12 protein-coding genes are annotated in these 17,594 nt (G+C 36.1%); 1 reads left to right on the forward strand and 11 read right to left on the reverse strand.

Translation table 11 applies throughout. The annotated features are described in order from the left end of the window. Positions 1-42: 42 nt before the first annotated feature. Positions 43-1,155: a diphosphomevalonate decarboxylase gene (locus PSU83_RS02570; protein ID WP_300586370.1), complete on the reverse strand. Its 1,113-nt coding sequence runs from the start codon at positions 1,153-1,155 to the stop codon at positions 43-45. 175 nt (positions 1,156-1,330) lie between these two features. Between PSU83_RS02570 and PSU83_RS02575 the strand changes: the two genes are divergently transcribed. Next, a complete protein-coding gene (locus tag PSU83_RS02575) occupies positions 1,331-1,804 on the forward strand; it encodes a TspO/MBR family protein (RefSeq protein ID WP_300586372.1) in 474 nt (157 codons plus the stop codon). A gap of 48 nt (positions 1,805-1,852) precedes the next feature. Here PSU83_RS02575 and PSU83_RS02580 read toward each other — a convergent pair whose 3' ends face one another. The 10 genes from PSU83_RS02580 to PSU83_RS02625 form a co-directional block, all read right to left on the reverse strand. Continuing rightward, positions 1,853-4,327 (reverse strand): T9SS type A sorting domain-containing protein, encoded by a 2,475-nt coding sequence (locus PSU83_RS02580; RefSeq protein WP_300586375.1) that lies wholly within the window; start codon positions 4,325-4,327, stop codon positions 1,853-1,855. A 124-nt stretch (positions 4,328-4,451) separates the two neighbouring features. Then, the gene (locus tag PSU83_RS02585) at positions 4,452-5,666 is read right to left on the reverse strand and encodes an NAD(P)/FAD-dependent oxidoreductase (protein ID WP_300586377.1); all 1,215 of its coding nucleotides are present in this window, start codon (positions 5,664-5,666) and stop codon (positions 4,452-4,454) included. Between the two features lie 85 nt (positions 5,667-5,751). Then, entirely contained in the window at positions 5,752-6,411 is a 660-nt protein-coding gene (locus PSU83_RS02590; protein ID WP_300586379.1) for a glycerophosphodiester phosphodiesterase family protein, read from the reverse strand. Position 6,412: 1 nt separating this feature from the next. Continuing rightward, on the reverse strand, positions 6,413-8,056 hold the full coding sequence (locus PSU83_RS02595; protein ID WP_300586382.1) for an alpha-amylase family glycosyl hydrolase: 1,644 nt from the start codon (positions 8,054-8,056) through the stop codon (positions 6,413-6,415). A 4-nt stretch (positions 8,057-8,060) separates the two neighbouring features. After that, complete coding sequence (locus tag PSU83_RS02600) at positions 8,061-10,466, reverse strand: TIM-barrel domain-containing protein (RefSeq protein ID WP_300586384.1); 2,406 nt, start codon at positions 10,464-10,466, stop codon at positions 8,061-8,063. Positions 10,467-10,550: 84 nt separating this feature from the next. Next, complete coding sequence (locus PSU83_RS02605; RefSeq protein ID WP_300586386.1) at positions 10,551-12,386, reverse strand: glycoside hydrolase family 13 protein; 1,836 nt, start codon at positions 12,384-12,386, stop codon at positions 10,551-10,553. Positions 12,387-12,420: 34 nt separating this feature from the next. Further along, complete coding sequence (locus PSU83_RS02610; protein WP_300586389.1) at positions 12,421-12,840, reverse strand: GxxExxY protein; 420 nt, start codon at positions 12,838-12,840, stop codon at positions 12,421-12,423. A gap of 94 nt (positions 12,841-12,934) precedes the next feature. Then, complete coding sequence (locus PSU83_RS02615) at positions 12,935-15,238, reverse strand: glycoside hydrolase family 65 protein (RefSeq protein ID WP_300586392.1); 2,304 nt, start codon at positions 15,236-15,238, stop codon at positions 12,935-12,937. Positions 15,239-15,264: 26 nt separating this feature from the next. After that, complete coding sequence (gene pgmB, locus PSU83_RS02620) at positions 15,265-15,918, reverse strand: beta-phosphoglucomutase (protein ID WP_300586394.1); 654 nt, start codon at positions 15,916-15,918, stop codon at positions 15,265-15,267. After that, complete coding sequence (locus PSU83_RS02625; RefSeq protein ID WP_300586396.1) at positions 15,911-17,440, reverse strand: MFS transporter; 1,530 nt, start codon at positions 17,438-17,440, stop codon at positions 15,911-15,913. The genes pgmB and PSU83_RS02625 overlap by 8 nt, the downstream gene beginning before the upstream one ends. Positions 17,441-17,594: the final 154 nt, after the last annotated feature.

The following is a 17,594-nucleotide window of genomic DNA, read 5'->3' on the forward strand; positions in this document are numbered from 1 at the left end:
TCAATTATCAATTATCAATTATCAATTATCAATTATCAATTATCAATTATCAATTATCAATTGAGACCCACTTCCGATAACATCACAAATATACTGACCATTTTGACAATAGCCAACTAATTCGTCCTTAATAAATTGTAAAACGCTATCTCTAACGTTTTCGGGATATAAAACATGTACGTTTGCTCCTGCATCTAAAGTAAAACAAACTGGAATTTTAGTATCGTTTCTGAATTTCCAAATGGCATTAATGATTTCCAGCGTATTGGGTTTCATTAGAATAAAATAGTGCATTGACGTCATCATCATCGCGTGCAAAGTGAGTGCTTCGCTTTCCACTATTTTGATAAAATCCTCTAAATTTCCACTTTCTAAAATGGTTTTTATAGCAGATAGATTTTCATGAGCCTGAGCAAAACGTTGTTCGGCAAACGGATGATTGTGCATTAAATCGTGACCAATGGTACTCGAAACCTGCTTTTCGCCTTTGTCAACTAATAAAATTGTGTCTTGATAATTGTTAAAATTCTCGTGGATTTTTGATGGAAATTCTACACCAAATAAATTGGAACTGCCTTCAATTTCAGCATGAGTTCCCCAAACCACAACGCTTCCTTTTACACTTCTGCAAGCACTTCCCGAACCTAAGCGCGCGAGGAACGAAGCTTTTTGGTAAAAGTATTCATCAGTCATTTCTGGATTCAATGCTTTTTCGAGACTCAATATATTCATAGACAAGGCCGCCATTCCAGAAGCAGAAGAAGCAATTCCGGAACTGTGCGGAAATGTATTTTCGGTATCAATGGTGAAATGATACTCTTTCAAATACGGACAATAAACTTCAATTCGTTCGAAAAACTTTTGGATTTTCGGTTTGAAATCTTCTTTTGGTTTTCCTTCAAAAAGTAAATCGAATGAAAAGCCTTTTTCGGCCTGCACTGAGCTTGTCGAAGTGTCGAATTGTTTGGCAAAAGCCAATTTGGTAACCGTTTTACAATTATTCAACGTAAAACTGATGGATGGATTTGCTGGAATTTGATTTTTCTTTTTCCCCCAATATTTTACTAATGCGATATTACTTGGAGCGCTCCATTGGAAATTTCCGGTTTCAATAGAAGCAGTGGGATCAGCAATAAAATCTTTTTCGGAAAACATAGATTTGAAATTTGGGCAAAGATAAGCGAATAATTTTTCATTTAAATCGTGCGCTAGTAAAACTGAATTTCTAGTAGAGATGCTCCTCTTACTTTCAAATATAAAAAGCAACTCAAATTTTATAAAATCAAACTACTATTTGTTTACTATATTTGAAATGCTAAAAAAATTTATCATGCAAAGGATTTTAAAAATAGTATTGTTAGTTGTCGGTTGTGCAGGAGTTGGATATCTATCTGGAATGGTTACTCGTGAAAGTATTACGACCTGGTATCCCACATTAGTAAAACCAGTTTTCAATCCGCCGAATTGGATTTTTGCTCCCGTTTGGACGTCGCTGTATATTATGATGGGAATTGCTGCTGGATTAATTTGGACTAGTGGTTCAGACAAAAAAATCATTCAAAAAGCGCTTGGTTTTTTTGCTATTCAGTTGGGATTGAATGCGCTTTGGTCGTATCTTTTCTTTGGTTTGCACAATCCGCTATTAGCACTTATTGAAATTGTTCTTCTCTGGTTAATGATATATGAAACATACAGTCAATTTAAAAGAATCAATAAAATTGCAGGATATTTATTGATTCCTTATCTCGCTTGGGTAAGTTTTGCCACACTGCTCAATGCTAGTATTTGGTGGTTGAATAGATAAAAAAATCCCGTCTCTGTTTTGATCGAGACGGGATTTTTTTAATCTTCATTATTGAATAATCAATTTCTTAGTTAATTTCTGATGGTCTTCTGACGAGAGTTGAACTAAGTATAACCCTTTTTCTAAATCACTAACATCAACAGTCAAGCTTTCAGTTGCATTTGTGTTAACGGTTTTCACCGTTTTTCCTAAGATGTCATAAAAAATAACTTTTGTAAATTGTACGTTGGCATCAAGCAAATCTATCCTAACGCTGGTTCGTGCCGGATTTGGATATAAGACCAAACGGTTAGCATTAAATTCTGCAATACTTAACGGAACTGTGAATTTAGAATTAAAAATATTAGTTACAATTGCCGCATTGTTGTCAAAATAAATTAAGGCGCTATTTGGAATTATGCTACCTGCCTGAAATCCGGGCATTAATTTGACTTTAAATTGGACATAACCGGTACTTCCATTTAAGTTTACAGATGAAGGTGACAAGTAAATATTTTTAAAATCCCATACTAATTGATTTCCAATTCTCTTCATAGTGTAATTGTGGCTTGAGCTTACCATTAAAATAGTACTTTCATCTATTTGTGCGTTTAGGAAATCTTCAATTCTGACATCAATTGCATTAGCAGTTCCGTTGTTTTGGAATCGGATAGTGTAAAAGAAATAATCGCCTTGCGTGAATTGATTGAACGGAATTGTTTTTCCACGAGATTCCATTTTATCGTTCGGATCGAATGAATTAACTACAATCTGTGAATTTATTGATGAATTGTTCGTTAAATCGATATCACCAGTTGGAGCCGAAATAGTAGCGCTGTCTGTAAGTAAGTCATTTATATTCACCACTGGAATCGTTGGCACCGTCATGGTAACATTGAAAGTTCTCGTTTCATTCGGCAAAAGATTAGTGAATGCATAAGTAAAACCATTTGCATTATTCGCCGTTCCCGCTTGGCTCACGGAAAACGTGGTGATCTGTGCAGGTTTTAAGAAAGTTAGGGTTCCGCCTGTAGCAGCTACTCCTTGATTTTTATAGGTTATTTTGTTTACATAAGTGAATCCCGGTCTGGGTGCATTTACAGGAGAAATAGCAACCGATACATCGTTATAAGCTTGTGTCAATATGATTGGAAAATACAAAAATTGTGTTCCACTTCCTGCCGCAATACTTATGTTGCTGTAAGTGGTCGTTCCCGAATTATAATAAGGAACAAATCCCGACTGCAATTGATAACTGAAAGCATAGGTGTTTGTCAAATTACTATCATACAAAGCGAATTGACCTGTTGGAGAATAGCCTTCGATGTTGATCCCATCGTTGTTTTGTTGGTAAACAAACGAACCGTTTGAGAATAAAGGTTCTCCTGGGTCTTTTGCGCCATTGCTATTTTGATCTACATAAGCAACTAATACTATTCGGTCAGGTGCTGCAGCACAAATAACATTGGCAACCCAACCAGGATTATTAACACTGCCATCACTTCTGAATCTAAAAGTTAGACAACCATCAACACTTGTAGAAGTAAAAGGTCCCGGAATTGTAGTTCCCCAAAAACCTCCAGGTAGACCACCAGGGACATTAGCAATTGGATTTGAACTTGCAATTTGTGGTGCAGCTATTGAATTTCCATCAAAAACATATAACGCATCCCAAGTAGCTTCAGTATTAAATGAATCGAATACTACAGTAACGACTTCTCCTGGATTTGTTGGACAAATGGTGTAAGTATTATCAGAACTATTTGCATAATTAGCATTTGCTCCACCATTATCTAAGAACTGTCCACCACAAACTGGAGGTGCAGATAGTGTGCAAAAGTTAAATCCACCTGCCCAAGTACTTCTGTCATCTCCAGAACAGAGACTTCTAACATAAAAAGTATAACAAGTATTTGGTGATAGGGCAATTGCCGTGAAAGGGTTTGTATTAATTGCTACTCCTACCATATCAAGAGTCGGAGCAGGTGATCCGGCAGGCAAAATCAATACATCCCATGCGGTATTTCCACTGGGATTAGCCCATCCTAATGTAGCACCAGTTGAGGTAATTTCACTAACATTTAGAGTGGTTGGTGCAATGCAGGTTGGCGGTGGCGCACAAGTAACATTGGCAATCCATCCAGGATTATTTATACTACCATCACTTCTGAATCTGAAAGTAAGGCAACCATCAGGACTTGTTGAAGTAAAGGGGCCAGGCAACGTTGTTCCCCAATAACCGCCAGCTAATCCGCCAGGAACATTTGCAGCTGCATTTGTACTAGCAAGTTGAGGTGAGGTTATTGCGCTTCCATCAAAAACATATAAAGCATCCCAATTAATTTCAGTATTGAAAGCCGTAAAAGTTACAGTTACAACTTCACCTGGATTGGTTGGGCAAATTGTAACTGTATAATCAGAGTTGTTGGCGTAGTTTGCAGTCGGGCCCGCAGGATCGGTAAAGATTCCACTGCATACCTGTGAATTAACTGCAGTAAGTGTTCCTAAAAAAAGGATGAAGGTTAGGAGTAAAGTTTTTTTCATATTGGTTTAGTTGTTATTTGATTAAATATATCGAACTATTTTAAGTCAATTCAATAATGGTTTGGTTTTAGAAGAAACCAAATTTAGCTGATTTTAAGCAAACTACACAATTAAAGTATAAGTATTATTCTGATATAGCTTCCGCTAGGATGAGACCTGAAGTCCAAGCATTTTGAAAGTTAAAACCACCAGTAATAGCGTCAATGTTCACGATTTCCCCTGCGAAAAATAAGTTTTGTTGTAATTTGCTTTCCATAGTTTTGAAATTGACTTCTTTCAAATCAATTCCACCAGCAGTCACAAATTCTTCTTTAAAAGTACTTTTTCCATTGACCTGAAATTCCCCATTTGTAAGTTGGTTCGCCAAATCCGTCAATTGTTTTTTAGACAAATCGGACCATTTCTTCTCGCTGTCAATATCCGAAGCCAAAACCAAACTTTCCCATAATCGATTCGGAAAATCAAACGGAGATTTTTTGCTCACCGCTTTCTTTGCGTGTTCTTGTTTGAGTTCTTTTAAGGTGTCCATTGCTTCTTCAAAAGTGACTTCATTGAGCCAATTCACCTGAAGTGCAAATTGGTACTTTTTATCAAATAATTCCCTAGCACCCCAAGCCGATAATCTTAAAATTCCCGGGCCTGACATTCCCCAATGCGTGATTAATAATGGGCCGGAGGATTCTAGTTTGCTATTTTTGACTTTTACTTTTGCAAATGCCGAAAGCCCCATCAAATCTTTAATTCGGGCATCTTTGATTTTAAAAGTAAATAGGGAAGGAACGGGTGAAACGATGCTATGTCCGAGCTCGGTTAACATTTCCCAAATTTTCGGATTGCTTCCAGTAGTCATAATTAATTTTTGACAAGCAAATGTCTCGTGATTACTTTCTACTTTCCAATAGTCTTCTGCTTTGAAAATAGATTGAACGCTGTGTCCAGTTAAAATTTGGATTCCGAGTTTTTGTGTAGCCAATAAAAAGCAGTCGATGATCGTTTGTGATGAATCCGATATTGGAAACATACGTCCATCATCTTCAATTTTCAATGCTACACCGTGTTTTTCAAACCATTCAATCGTATCGCCCGAACAAAACTGATGAAACGGACCACGCAGTTCTTTTTCGCCACGCGGATAAAACTTCACTAAATCATTCGGGACAAAACACGCATGCGTAACATTACATCGGCCACCACCAGAAATTCGGACTTTCTCCAGAACGGTTTTGCCTCTTTCGAGGATAGCGACTTTAAGTTTTGGATTCTTTTCTACAATATTAATTGCTGTAAAAAATCCCGCTGCGCCACCGCCAACAATGATTATATCGAAGTTTGAGTTCATTTTTTAAACCATTAAGGAATTAAGAATCATTAAGTTTTATCAAGCAATTTACTAAATGGAACTTAATATCTTAATGATTCAAGAATCAAATCCTATCTGGAAAATCAGTAATAATGCCGTCAACTTGTAACGATTTGACAAAGATAATATCTTCCGGCTCATTGATGGTCCATGGATAGACTTTAAAATTTTTGGATTGCATTTTGACAACGTTTTCAGCCGTTAGCAAATGATAATAAGGATTAACAGAATAGGCTTTAATGAATTTGGCGAAAGCCAATGCCAAGTCTAAATCAGTGTGCGTCAAAACACCAATCTTGATTTTATCATTCATAAAATGAACTTGCTGAAGTGCATTCCAATCAAAACTGGAAACGATAAAATGATCATAGCTCCAGCCTTTTTCTGAAACATAGTGTTCGATAAGCTCGGCGACTTTATCTGCAGTTTCATAGGCTTTGAGTTCAATATTGATAAAGCATTTTTGGCTAACCAAATCAAAAACAGCTTCCAAAGTTGGAATTCTAGATGCTTCTAATTCTCCAGAAGTAAAGTTTTTAACCAAACCTTTTTGAGAAGTTGTTCGGTCAATAGTTTCATCGTGAATGACCATTACTTTTCCGTCCGAACTTAAATGCACATCGAGTTCAATTCCGTCAACGTCCAAATCAATCGCTTTTTGAAAGGAGATCAAAGTATTTTCGGCAACATAGCCTTTTGCTCCGCGGTGACCGATTTTGTGCATGTTAAATTTTTTCCAGTAAAACAATTTCGAAATCAGTATTCAATGTAACTTTTCCTTTTACAACAGTAGCCGTTTTTCCGGAATAGGCATCTTTTACTTTGCATCCGTTGGAGAAAATAGTTCCAACAGAAATCGTTTTTTCCCCTTTAGTCAAATCCAATCCTACTACAACTTTGTCACTATATTTCCCTTTTGTAAAGCTTCTACTGAAAACATAAGGTGAAGCCGAAATCTGAGTGTGAAGTCCACCACCAACTGCTGGATGATTTTTTCTAAAGAAACCTAACTTTTGCCAATGCACCATTATCTCTTTAGTGGAAGCATTAGTTGCGATGTCGTCCCAATTCATAAACGAACGTAAAGTCGCATCGCCAGTTGTGCCTTCGATATCTAAAGGCCGTGCACTTTCGTCACCATAATACACTTGTGAAATTCCGGGAGTCAATAATAATTTGGTTGCGCTTTCAAAGGTTTTTTCTCTTTTTTTATCAAATGGATAACTGTCATCGTGAGAAGAAACATAGTTCATCACCGTGTTGCCTTTCAAGTCATTTTGCAAGATGTTCGTGTATTTAGAAAACAATTCTTCATAGTTCTTGTTGGCTTCATTTCTGAAATCAAAATTGATTAAACCCGTAAATCCATTGGCGAAATAATTCACTTTTTTATCTCCGAAATCAAATTCTTTTTTGGCTCCAATATTATACCCATAAACTTCTCCAACGGTAAAGAATGGATTGTTATCGAGCACTTTTTTTGGATTGTTTTTTTTGAATTCAGCAAAAGCTTTATCACAAACTTTTTTGAAATCGGCCCAAACATCTTCAGTCGTATGCTTTGCCGTATCAACTCGGTAGCCATCAATTCCGTAGTCAGTGATATAATCCGAAAGCCATTTCATGATGTAATATTTGGGTGCTCTTGAATAGCCTGTTTGTTTAAAAAATGCGTCAAGCGAAGCCATTTCTTTATCATAACGACCTTCTTTTTTCCATTTATTGGCCAAAAATGCTGGCAATTCTACATTTTCATTACTTTCCGTTTTTACATCTGGAAGATTTTCTACTAAGGTGCAATTAATGTACGTATCATACGATTTGTAAGTGCATTTTGGTGCAGTGCGAACCCAATCACTTGGATAAACAGAATCTTCCGAAGTTACGGGACCGGTGTGATTAATTACAGCGTCAAGCATAATTCTGATGCCACGTGCGTGTGCTTTCTGAACTAATTCGGCTAGATCTTTTTTGGTTCCGAAATTTGGATCTAATGCAGTCCAATCTCTTGCCCAATAGCCGTGAAAACCATAGGTAAAGCCGGTTCCTTCATCAACGCCATCGTGAATTTGTTCCACAACGGGTGTCATCCAAATCACATTGATTCCCAAATCAGTAAAATAACCCTCGTCTAATTTTTGAATAATTCCACGAATATCACCGCCCTCAAAACCGCGTAATTTTCCAGTTGGTTTAGTTCTGTTGTAGGTATGATCATTAGTTTTATCGCCATTATTAAAACGATCCGTTAAAAGAAAATACACATTGGCACTTTCCCAAACAAAAGGCGTTTTTGGATTCTTTTTTTGAGCGAATGTAATTCCGAAGAGGAAGAAACAAATTAGGATGAGTAGGTTTGTTTTTTTCATAGTTTTAGTATTCAATTTTAATTTCTTGAGTTCCATTTGTCGCCGTAACGTTGACTTGCAGCGGTTCGCTAAACGTTTTATTCAGTTGTTCTTTACCGTTTACAAAGATGCGTTTCGCTTTAATGTTGTGAATCAAAACGGAAATATTTTTTTCAGTAGAAGTGTAATTTTTTCCAGTAACAGCAGCTATTTTTACAACTAATGATTTGCCATTGTTATTGCCATTGAAATTGAGTATTTCGTATTGTCCTTTTTCGAAAGCATTTGGCGTGGTTCCATCATCATTGTATAATTTTCCGGATGAATTTTTAACCGTTTCATCAAAATAAAAATGCAAATTGAAGTTGGCCAACGAATAGCTCGACGTGTTTTGAATCGTTGCGATCATCGGAATAAAACTGCCGCCACGAACAAATGTTGGTATAGTAGCTGCGTTTACTTTCACATTTTCAGTTGTTCCTGCCAAGTGTTTTTCACCGGTATAAAAATCAAACCAATTGCTGCTTTTCGGAAAATAGATATCGGTTGAAGTAACGCCAGGTTTTGTAATTGGAGTAATTAAAAAGTCATTTCCCCAAAAATAAGTTCCAGAAACTGTTGTTAAAGTTGGTTCTTCAAATAGCAAGGGACGCATCAATGGTGTTCCTTTTTGATTGTTATCGAAAGACAAAGTATAATTATACGGCATCAATTGGTACCGCAATTCGACTAGCTTATTTGCTTTCGACATGGTAGCCACATCTTTTCGGGCAACTTCAGAAGCTACATCTTCCTGCGCATGCGGACGAAATATCGGATTGAAAACGCCGTATTGCAACCAACGCAAGTACAATTCGTTGTCGAAATAATCACCTGCAAATCCACCAAGATCCGAGTGCATATAGCCTAAACCTTGCATTCCCATTTGAAGCGCAATTTCCATCTGACTTTGTAATCCGCCCCAACTTCTGCTTACGTCGCCACTCCAAGGCACCATTCCAAAACGTTGCGACCCCGAATATCCTGCACGCATTAGAATAAACGGACGTTGTGTTGGAAAGTCTTTTTTATAACCTTCAGCGATAAGTTTGGCCCAATTGTGACCGTAAATGTTGTGAACTTCGTCGGCTTTTCCGCCAGCAGTGATTACTTTTGAAGGAAAAACTTCGGGTTCACCCAAATCGCCCCACATGCCGCCAACGCCTTGATTGATTAATCTTTTGTACACGTTCCAAAACCACTCTTTTCCTTCTGGTTTGAAAATATCTACAACGCTCGTATTTCCGAAATAGAAATCCCAAGTTGCAGGTTTGCCTAATTTATCGGTTACCAAAACGTTTTTAGCTACTGCTTCTTGCCATTTTGATGAGGTTGTAAGTATAAAAGGTTCCGTAATTAATATCGTTTTTACGCCTTTTGTATTCAAATCGGCAATCATTTTATCCGGATTTGGAAAATTATCTTTGTCCCAATCCAAATTTCCCATAGTGTCTTTTACTGTTTTTCCAAACCAGTATAAATCCAAAATAATCGCATCTACTGGAATTTTATTCTCTTCAAATTTCTTTATGGTATTTTCAACTTCTTCTTGGGAATGATAACCAAAACGACTGGAGAAATTCCCTAAAGCCCAACGCGGTAACAACGGTTGTTTTCCAGTTAAGTCAGTATAATTCGAAACTAAATCGGTCCAAGAATCACCCACAATTACTTGATACGTTTTTCGTCCGGAACTAGTTTCATAGGTTAGTGTGTTGTCTTTTTTGCTATCCAAATCCAAATAACCAATGGCTGGATTATCAAAATGAACCGCATATAATTTGGACGACATGACTAATGGAATACAGAAGTTCATCAACTCGGCTTTGGTTTCATAACCATAATGCGCGCGGTTGTATAATTGCAAGCGATTGCCGCGACGGTTCATGCCTAAAGCTCTAGCACCTCCGCCATAAAGTGATTCCGATTTATCCAAATTGAACGATAAGGTTTCGGTTGAATCGTTTACTTTCGTGTAACCTGATTTTTCAGATAGCAATGTGAGATTTGAATTGTCTTTATAAGTGATTTGAAATGGATTTTTATTTATTAAAACAGTTATGTATTCTGTTCCAAATGATAAATAAGTTCCATTTTTCAATATTTGAAATGCATAGGGAATATTATTTAAGATAACAGCTTCCGACTTTAAATTATTGGTTTGTCCTTTTGGAACAAATGAATTTTCGACAATCTTATTACTGAGAAAATGAATTTGATATTCCCCGTCATTTGTTTTGATGGTTGCAATTCCGTTTTTTTGAGTTAATGCTATAAATTTTCTGTTTGCATTTTGGGCAAATGAAACGGTAGAAATTAGTAATAGTAAAAGTAGTTTTTTACTCATGCTTAAAATATTGATTTTTTGGTATTTGTGAATCTTCGATTTCATTTTTTTTTATTTGTAACCATTAAGATATTAAGAAAAATTAAGCTTTTTCTCTTAATGAGACTTAATATCTTAATGGTTTATTTTTTATTGCAATTCCAATACAAGAACAGATTTTGGTTCTAGAGTAATATCACTTTTCAAATCAACAGTTTTTCCAGAAAGAACATCATTTCCACTTTGATACTTTTGAATATTTTCGGCAAAGCGATTGGTTTTGAATGTTTGTGTTTCTGCGCTGTTATTGATTACAATCATAACCGTTTCGGATTCGTTGTAGCGGAAATAAACGTACACATTATTCTCTGGAATGTAATGCGTCATTTTTCCAGTGTGAATTACTTCTTTGTCTTTTCTCCAGTTGAATAGCTTGGAAGTAAAATCAAAGAATTTTTGCTGTTCTTCCGTTCGTCCGGCTTTAGTAAAAGCATTGTTTGTCTCGCCATCCCATCCGCCAGGAAAATCTCTTCTTATATCTCCATCGCCGCCTTTGTCTTTATTCCCACCCATACCAATTTCAGAGCCATAATACAATTGCGGAATTCCACGAACGGTTGCCAATAAAGTCAGTGCCATTTGGTATTTCCTAAAGTCATTTTTGTAGATATCATTGAAACGGTTGGTATCGTGATTTTCGGCAAAAGTTAAAATATTGTTTGGGTTGGCGTATAAAAAGTCGTTGGTAAAATTCAGATAAATGTTAATCATTCCTTTGTCCCATTCTTGTTTGTCCTGATTGAAAACGGTACTCAAGGCATCATACAAAGTAAAATCCATTACGGAAGGCAAGTACGAATTGAAACTTTGTAACGCTCCAATTTTACTGTCTTTTTGCCAATACGATATTTTTGCCTGACTGTTAAGCCATGCTTCGCCAACGATATTAAAATTTGGATATTCATCGGTGATGGCTTTGGTCCATTTTGAGATACCGTCTTTGTCGTTGTAGGGATAAGTGTCTACTCGGAAACCGTCTAAATCGGCATATTCAATCCACCAAATAGCATTTTGAATAAGATAATTTAATACTAACGGATTGCGCTGATTTAAGTCGGGCATCGATTTTACAAACCAGCCGTCCGAACAAATTTCAGCATCAATTTTTGAAGCATACATATCGTTCAAACTTTCTCGTCTGTGATTCGTTTGGGTAAATTCCGGAAATTGATTCAGCCAATCGTGCGTTGGCAAATCATTAATCATCCAATGTTTCCAGCCCCAATGATTGGTCACATAGTCCATGATATTTTTCATGTCGCGTTTGTGTAATTCAGAACTTAAACGAACGTAATCTTCATTGGTTCCAAAACGCGGATCAATTTTGTAAACATCCGATTGACCGTAAGTGTGATAGGAACCTTTATCGTCGTTGTCTTCGCAAAGCGGCGTTGGCCAAATTGCAGTTGCGCCTAAGTCTTTGATATAATCTAAGTTTTTGATGATGCCTTCAATATCGCCGCCATGTCTTCCATTCGGATTGGTTCTATCTGCTTTTTCAGTTACTGATTTTTCATTGTCATTATCTGGATTACCATTGGCAAAACGATCTGGCATTATAAGATAAATCATATCCGACGCATCGTAGCTTTTTCTGAATTTGGAATTTTCTCTTCTTTTTTTAAGTTCGTATTTTTTGGTAAACGCAATTTTATTTTTGCTTTTGAAACTAAAAGTCAGTTCGGAGGCAGGACTATTTTTAGTATCAATCGTTACAAAAATGTAGTTCGGATTTTCGGTTTTTTTTATGTTTTCGATTTGAATAGTATTCGAAACAGCAACTTCATATTGCGCGATATTTTTTCCGTAAAACATAATCTGGACACTAGATAAATTCATTCCAGCATACCAAAATGGCGGTTCAACACGTTCGATTTGAGCTAAAGTTGAAATAGATATCAGAAAAAAGAAGAGTATTTTTTTCATTTTATAACCATTAAGATATTAAGTTTCATTAAGATTATTCATCATCGAGCATTCTGAAATATTCATTTACAAAAGGCTTGACAGATTTTGTAATATTAGTAGTTTTGAAATTTATCAATAAACCCTGTGGTCTTCGTAATAATTTCATATAGGATAAAATTTGCGCTTCATGAATAGGTAATATGTTCTCAACAGTTTTTAATTCTACTACTATGCAATCATTTACCAATAAATCTAACTTCAAATCAGTTTCTGTTTCTAAATCATAATAATCTATTTTAACGGTTAACTGCTGTTTTACATCATAACCATTACTTTCTAATTCGTATTTCAAACATTCTTCATAAATACTCTCTAGTAATCCAGGACCGAGTTCTTTGTGAACCTTAATCGCGAAACCAATTATCTCATATGATAATTGTGTTACTTCTCTTTTAGTCAAGCTTATGTGCATAATTTTTTTTTAAAACATTAAAGGTATTAAGAAATTAAGAAAAAACTTAATGAAACTTAATACCTTAATGATTTATATAAATTATTCGTTTAAACTAAACCGTTACCAAATTATTCGGCTCGACGGAAATTGCTTTTCCATTTACAAAAACGGTGATGCTACTTTCGCCTTCAAGGACAAATTTCGTGTCATTTTGATTTACTGAAACTTTTAAAATTTGGTTTCTAAAATTGATTTTAAACGAATAACCATCCCATTCTTTTGGGATTCTAGGTTCGAAATGTAAGGTATCATTTTTGACTCTCATTCCGCCAAAACCTTCTACTATACTCATCCAAGTTCCTGCCATTGAGGTAATGTGTAAGCCTTCTTCCACCTCTTTATTGTAATCATCCAAATCCAAACGCGAAGTTCTCAAATAAAAGGTATACGCTTGCTCCATTCTACCCAAAGTTGCCGCTTGAATTGAGTGCACACAAGGCGAAAGCGAACTTTCATGAACCGTAAATGGTTCGTAGAAATCGAAATGTTTTTCTAATTGTTCTCTGCTGAAATCTTCTTCAAAGAAATAAAATCCTTGTAAAGTATCGGCTTGTTTGATATAAGGGGAACGCAGAATTCTGTCCCAAGACCATTTTTGGTTTATTGGTCGTTGTGATTTATCTAAATCGTGCACTTTTATCAACTCTTTATCCAAGAATCCGTCTTGTTGCAGATATACATCATGTTCTTCTGAGAATGGGAAATACATATGATCGGCTACTTTTTTCCAATGCAGGATTTCAGTTGGATCTAAATTGACTTTACTGCTGATTCGGGCAAAATCAGCGCTGTATTCTTTTTCTACCTTACTGATTTGTTCAATGGCATAATTGATACACCATTTGGCTAGATAATTCGTGTAGAAATTATTGTTTACGTTGTTTTCGTATTCATTTGGACCCGTAACACCCAATATTACATATTGATTTCTGTAGGTTGAAAAGGTGGCTCTTTGATGCCAAAAACGAGCAATTCCGATCAGCACTTCCAATCCTTTTTCAGGAATATACGAGTAATCTCCTGTGAATCGGTAATAGTTAAAAATAGCGAAAGCAATCGCACCATTTCTATGAATTTCTTCGAATGTAATTTCCCATTCATTATGACATTCTTCTCCATTCATGGTCACCATTGGATATAAAGCAGCGCCATTTTTGAAACCTAATTTTTCGGCATTTTCAATAGCTTTGTCCAAATGATTGTAACGATATGCCAAAAGATTGCGCGCAACTTGCTGGTCTTTCGTAGCCATGTAAAACGGTATGCAATACGCTTCGGTATCCCAATAAGTCGAGCCGCCGTATTTTTCACCAGTAAATCCTTTTGGACCAATGTTCAAACGTGAATCTTTACCAAGATAGGTTTGATTTAATTGAAAGATGTTGAACCGAATTCCTTGTTGCGCTTTTACGTCACCATCAATACTAATATCGCTCATTTCCCAGATTTTAGCCCAAGCCGCAATTTGGTCACTTTTTAATTGATCGTAACCAATGGATAACGCTTTTGTAATAACATTCTGAGCTGCAACTTCTGTATTTTCGTGGTTCATTGAAACGGTATAACCGCCTAATTTTTGGATAGAAGCTGTTTGGCCTTTTGCAATTTCAACTTCATAAGCAAACTGAACTTTCTCTTTAGAAGATTCAACATTTGAAGGAGAAAGATTCAGGTTTTTTGAATTCAGCAAAATAGTATTCTGCATGAAAGTCGTAGCCGTAAAATGTGTTTTGAAAGTTCGTGCTGTTACAAAAGCTTCGTTTGCTGAATTTTTAACGTCTAATGGTTCCCAGAATTTTTCTTCCCAATTGGCATCTTCGTTGTGAACTCCGGCATCAACATAAGGTTTGAAAACTATTTTCGCATCCTGATTCAAAGGCGTAATTTCGTAATTGATTACCCCAACTTCATCCAAATCTATAGAAAGAAAACGACAAACCTTTACAGCAATCTGCGTTCCGTTTTGTAATGTTGCTTCGAAAGATCGGTAGTAAATTCCTTCTTTCATATTCAGTTCGCGACGGAAGTTTTTTGCTTCTTTGCACGCTGCTAGATCTAGGTTTTCGCCGTTAATTTCAATGTTGATTCCGATCCAATTTGGCGCGTTTAGTACTTTAGCAAAATATTCGGGATAGCCATTTTTCCACCAGCCAACTTTGGTTTTGTCGGGAAAGTAAATTCCAGCAATGTAACTTCCTTGAAATGTGTTTCCTGAATAGTATTCTTCAAAATTGGCACGTTGTCCCATAGCACCGTTTCCTATGCTGAATAAACTTTCTGAAGATTTAACTTGATTAAAGTCAAATCCTTCTTCTATAATTGACCAGCTGTCTGGTTTGATATAATCTTGATTCATTTTCTTTTTCCTTTTTTCATTCGATTTTAACCTATGAAAGCTTCAATAAAAGAAGTATCCATAAAAGTAAAATCTTTAAAATTGTATTTTGCTTCGTGCAACGTTTTCTCATCACCAATTCCAACACTCGTCATATTCGCAATATTAGCAGCCTGGATTCCGGCAACTGCGTCTTCAAAAACCATTGAATCTTCGTTGGTTGCATTTAATAGACGCGCCGCTCTTTCAAAAACTTCAGGATCCGGTTTTGCATTGGTAACATCATTACCGTCAACAATAGCATCAAATAAATGCAGTATTTTAACTTTTTCTAAAATAGGTCTAGCATTTTTACTGGCTGAACCTAAAGCGATAAGTTGTTTTTTTTCTTTAATGTAATTTAATATATTGACAACTCCTGGAAGAATTTCGGTTTCATCCATGTGTTCAATATAGGAAAGGTAATCTTCATTTTTTTGCTGAAGCCATTTGTTTTTGTTTTCTTGTGAAGCTTCGATGTTTCCAAGTTTCAAAATAATATCCAGAGAGCGCACGCGGCTAACTCCTTTTAATTCTTCGTTGTGTTCGGGTGTAAATTCGATTCCCAGTTCTGCTGCAATTTTCTGCCAAGCGATAAAGTGGTATTTTGCGGTGTCAACAATAACACCGTCTAGGTCGAATATGAATGCTTTTTTAGTCATTAATTATAATTTTCGATTTGTCATTTATGGTAAGCGCAATAATTCCGGCAAGAATCATGGATACGCCACCAATCAAAAGTGCGTAAATAGGTTCGCTGTTAAAGAATTTAGAGACTAAAAAGCCTAAAATTGAAGCAGCAACCAATTGTGGGATTACGATAAAGAAGTTAAAAACTCCCATATAATAACCCATTTTACTTGAGGGTAATGCTCCTGAAAGCATTGCGTAAGGAATAGATAAAATACTCGCCCAAGCAATTCCAACTCCAATCATGGGTAACCATTCCATTGTAAATGTTCTAGGTTCTTTGATGAAATAAATAGAGATTAGTCCAAATCCGCCTAAAACTAGGGCTAAGAAATGGGTGAACTTTCGGCTCGTGTATTTTGCTAATAAAGGCAATAGGAAAGCAGCAATTGCGGCAATTAAATTGTAGTTGGCAAACATTTCACCAACTTGATTCGCGCCAGTGTTGTAGGCTTCTGATGTTGTATCAGTGGTTCCGTAAATGTGTTGTGTCACGGCTAAAGTAGTATAAATCCACATCGAAAATAAGGCAAACCAAGAGAAGAATTGAACCCACGCCAATTGTTTCATGATTTTGGGCATGAATTGGAAATCGTTCATTATGGTGATAAATCCATTTTCAGTCTTATTAGCTTTTTGCATTAAACCGGATATGGTCATCGCTAATCCGCCAAGCGTAATCATACCCAAAGAAAGAACATATAAATCTTTCTTCAAATCAAGTTCGTAAATCAAAAATGAGAATATAATTCCCACAGCTAAAAAAAGAAGTCCTTTTGCTAAATGCGATTGACCGTTTTTTGCAAACCATTCAGGTGGGTGCATTTCTTTTTTAAATGCTTTTTCATTATGTTTTTCAAAAGCTTCCATTTCCTCTGGAGAATATTCCTTTGAGGTGACTACAGTCCAAATCACTGTTACTAAAAAAGCGACACCTCCAATGTAAAATGAATATTTTACAGAATCCGGAATAATTCCGAGTGGCGCTGTGTTCTTAACGTCAAAATGAGTTAAAATTAACGGTAATTTTGATGCGACGTAAGCGCCAATTCCGATAAAAAAACTTTGAGTAGCAAAACCTAAAGTACGTTGTTTTTCTGGAAGATTATCTCCAACAAAAGCTCGGAAAGGTTCCATGGATACGTTAATAGACGCGTCCATTATCCAAAGCATTCCCGCAGCAAACCACAAAACGGGTGAGTTGGGCATGATGAATAATGCTGCTGAAGCTAGAATGGCTCCAACAAGAAAATAAGGTTTTCTTCGACCAAGTCTGGTCCAAGTTCGGTCTGAGAAATAACCAATAATTGGTTGAATGATAAGTCCGGTCAAAGGTGCAGCAACCCAAAGAATTGGGATGTCATCAATTTTAGCGCCTAAAGTTTGGAATATTCTACTAACATTTGAATTCTGCAAAGCAAAACCCATCTGTATTCCCAGAAATCCAAAACTCATGTTCCAGATTTGCCAGAAACCTAATTTACGCTTTTCCATTATCGTACTTTAATGATTTATAAAACGATAAGCGATGTCGCCTATCAAAACTTATTTATTTGTTTTCGAAGTAAAAAGTATAAGCTTTGATAATTGTCGTAAAGATAACAAAGAATTTAAATTGTGTTTATTTTATGTAAAAAATTTGAAGGTA

This window comes from Flavobacterium sp. (assembly GCF_029945805.1).
Taxonomy (GTDB): domain Bacteria; phylum Bacteroidota; class Bacteroidia; order Flavobacteriales; family Flavobacteriaceae; genus Flavobacterium.

What these genes read in the sequence shown, in the direction of transcription:
- PSU83_RS02600 (WP_300586384.1), bottom strand. Translation starts at nt 10,466, where the DNA reads ATGAAATCGAAGATTCACAAATACCAAAAAATCAATATTTTAAGCATG.
- PSU83_RS02570 (WP_300586370.1), bottom strand. Translation starts at nt 1,155, where the DNA reads ATGTTTTCCGAAAAAGATTTTATTGCTGATCCCACTGCTTCTATTGAA.
- PSU83_RS02575 (WP_300586372.1), top strand. Translation starts at nt 1,331, where the DNA reads ATGCAAAGGATTTTAAAAATAGTATTGTTAGTTGTCGGTTGTGCAGGA.
- PSU83_RS02590 (WP_300586379.1), bottom strand. Translation starts at nt 6,411, where the DNA reads ATGCACAAAATCGGTCACCGCGGAGCAAAAGGCTATGTTGCCGAAAAT.
- PSU83_RS02585 (WP_300586377.1), bottom strand. Translation starts at nt 5,666, where the DNA reads ATGAACTCAAACTTCGATATAATCATTGTTGGCGGTGGCGCAGCGGGA.
- PSU83_RS02610 (WP_300586389.1), bottom strand. Translation starts at nt 12,840, where the DNA reads ATGCACATAAGCTTGACTAAAAGAGAAGTAACACAATTATCATATGAG.
- PSU83_RS02605 (WP_300586386.1), bottom strand. Translation starts at nt 12,386, where the DNA reads ATGAAAAAAATACTCTTCTTTTTTCTGATATCTATTTCAACTTTAGCT.
- PSU83_RS02625 (WP_300586396.1), bottom strand. Translation starts at nt 17,440, where the DNA reads ATGGAAAAGCGTAAATTAGGTTTCTGGCAAATCTGGAACATGAGTTTT.
- PSU83_RS02615 (WP_300586392.1), bottom strand. Translation starts at nt 15,238, where the DNA reads ATGAATCAAGATTATATCAAACCAGACAGCTGGTCAATTATAGAAGAA.
- pgmB (WP_300586394.1), bottom strand. Translation starts at nt 15,918, where the DNA reads ATGACTAAAAAAGCATTCATATTCGACCTAGACGGTGTTATTGTTGAC.
- PSU83_RS02595 (WP_300586382.1), bottom strand. Translation starts at nt 8,056, where the DNA reads ATGAAAAAAACAAACCTACTCATCCTAATTTGTTTCTTCCTCTTCGGA.
- PSU83_RS02580 (WP_300586375.1), bottom strand. Translation starts at nt 4,327, where the DNA reads ATGAAAAAAACTTTACTCCTAACCTTCATCCTTTTTTTAGGAACACTT.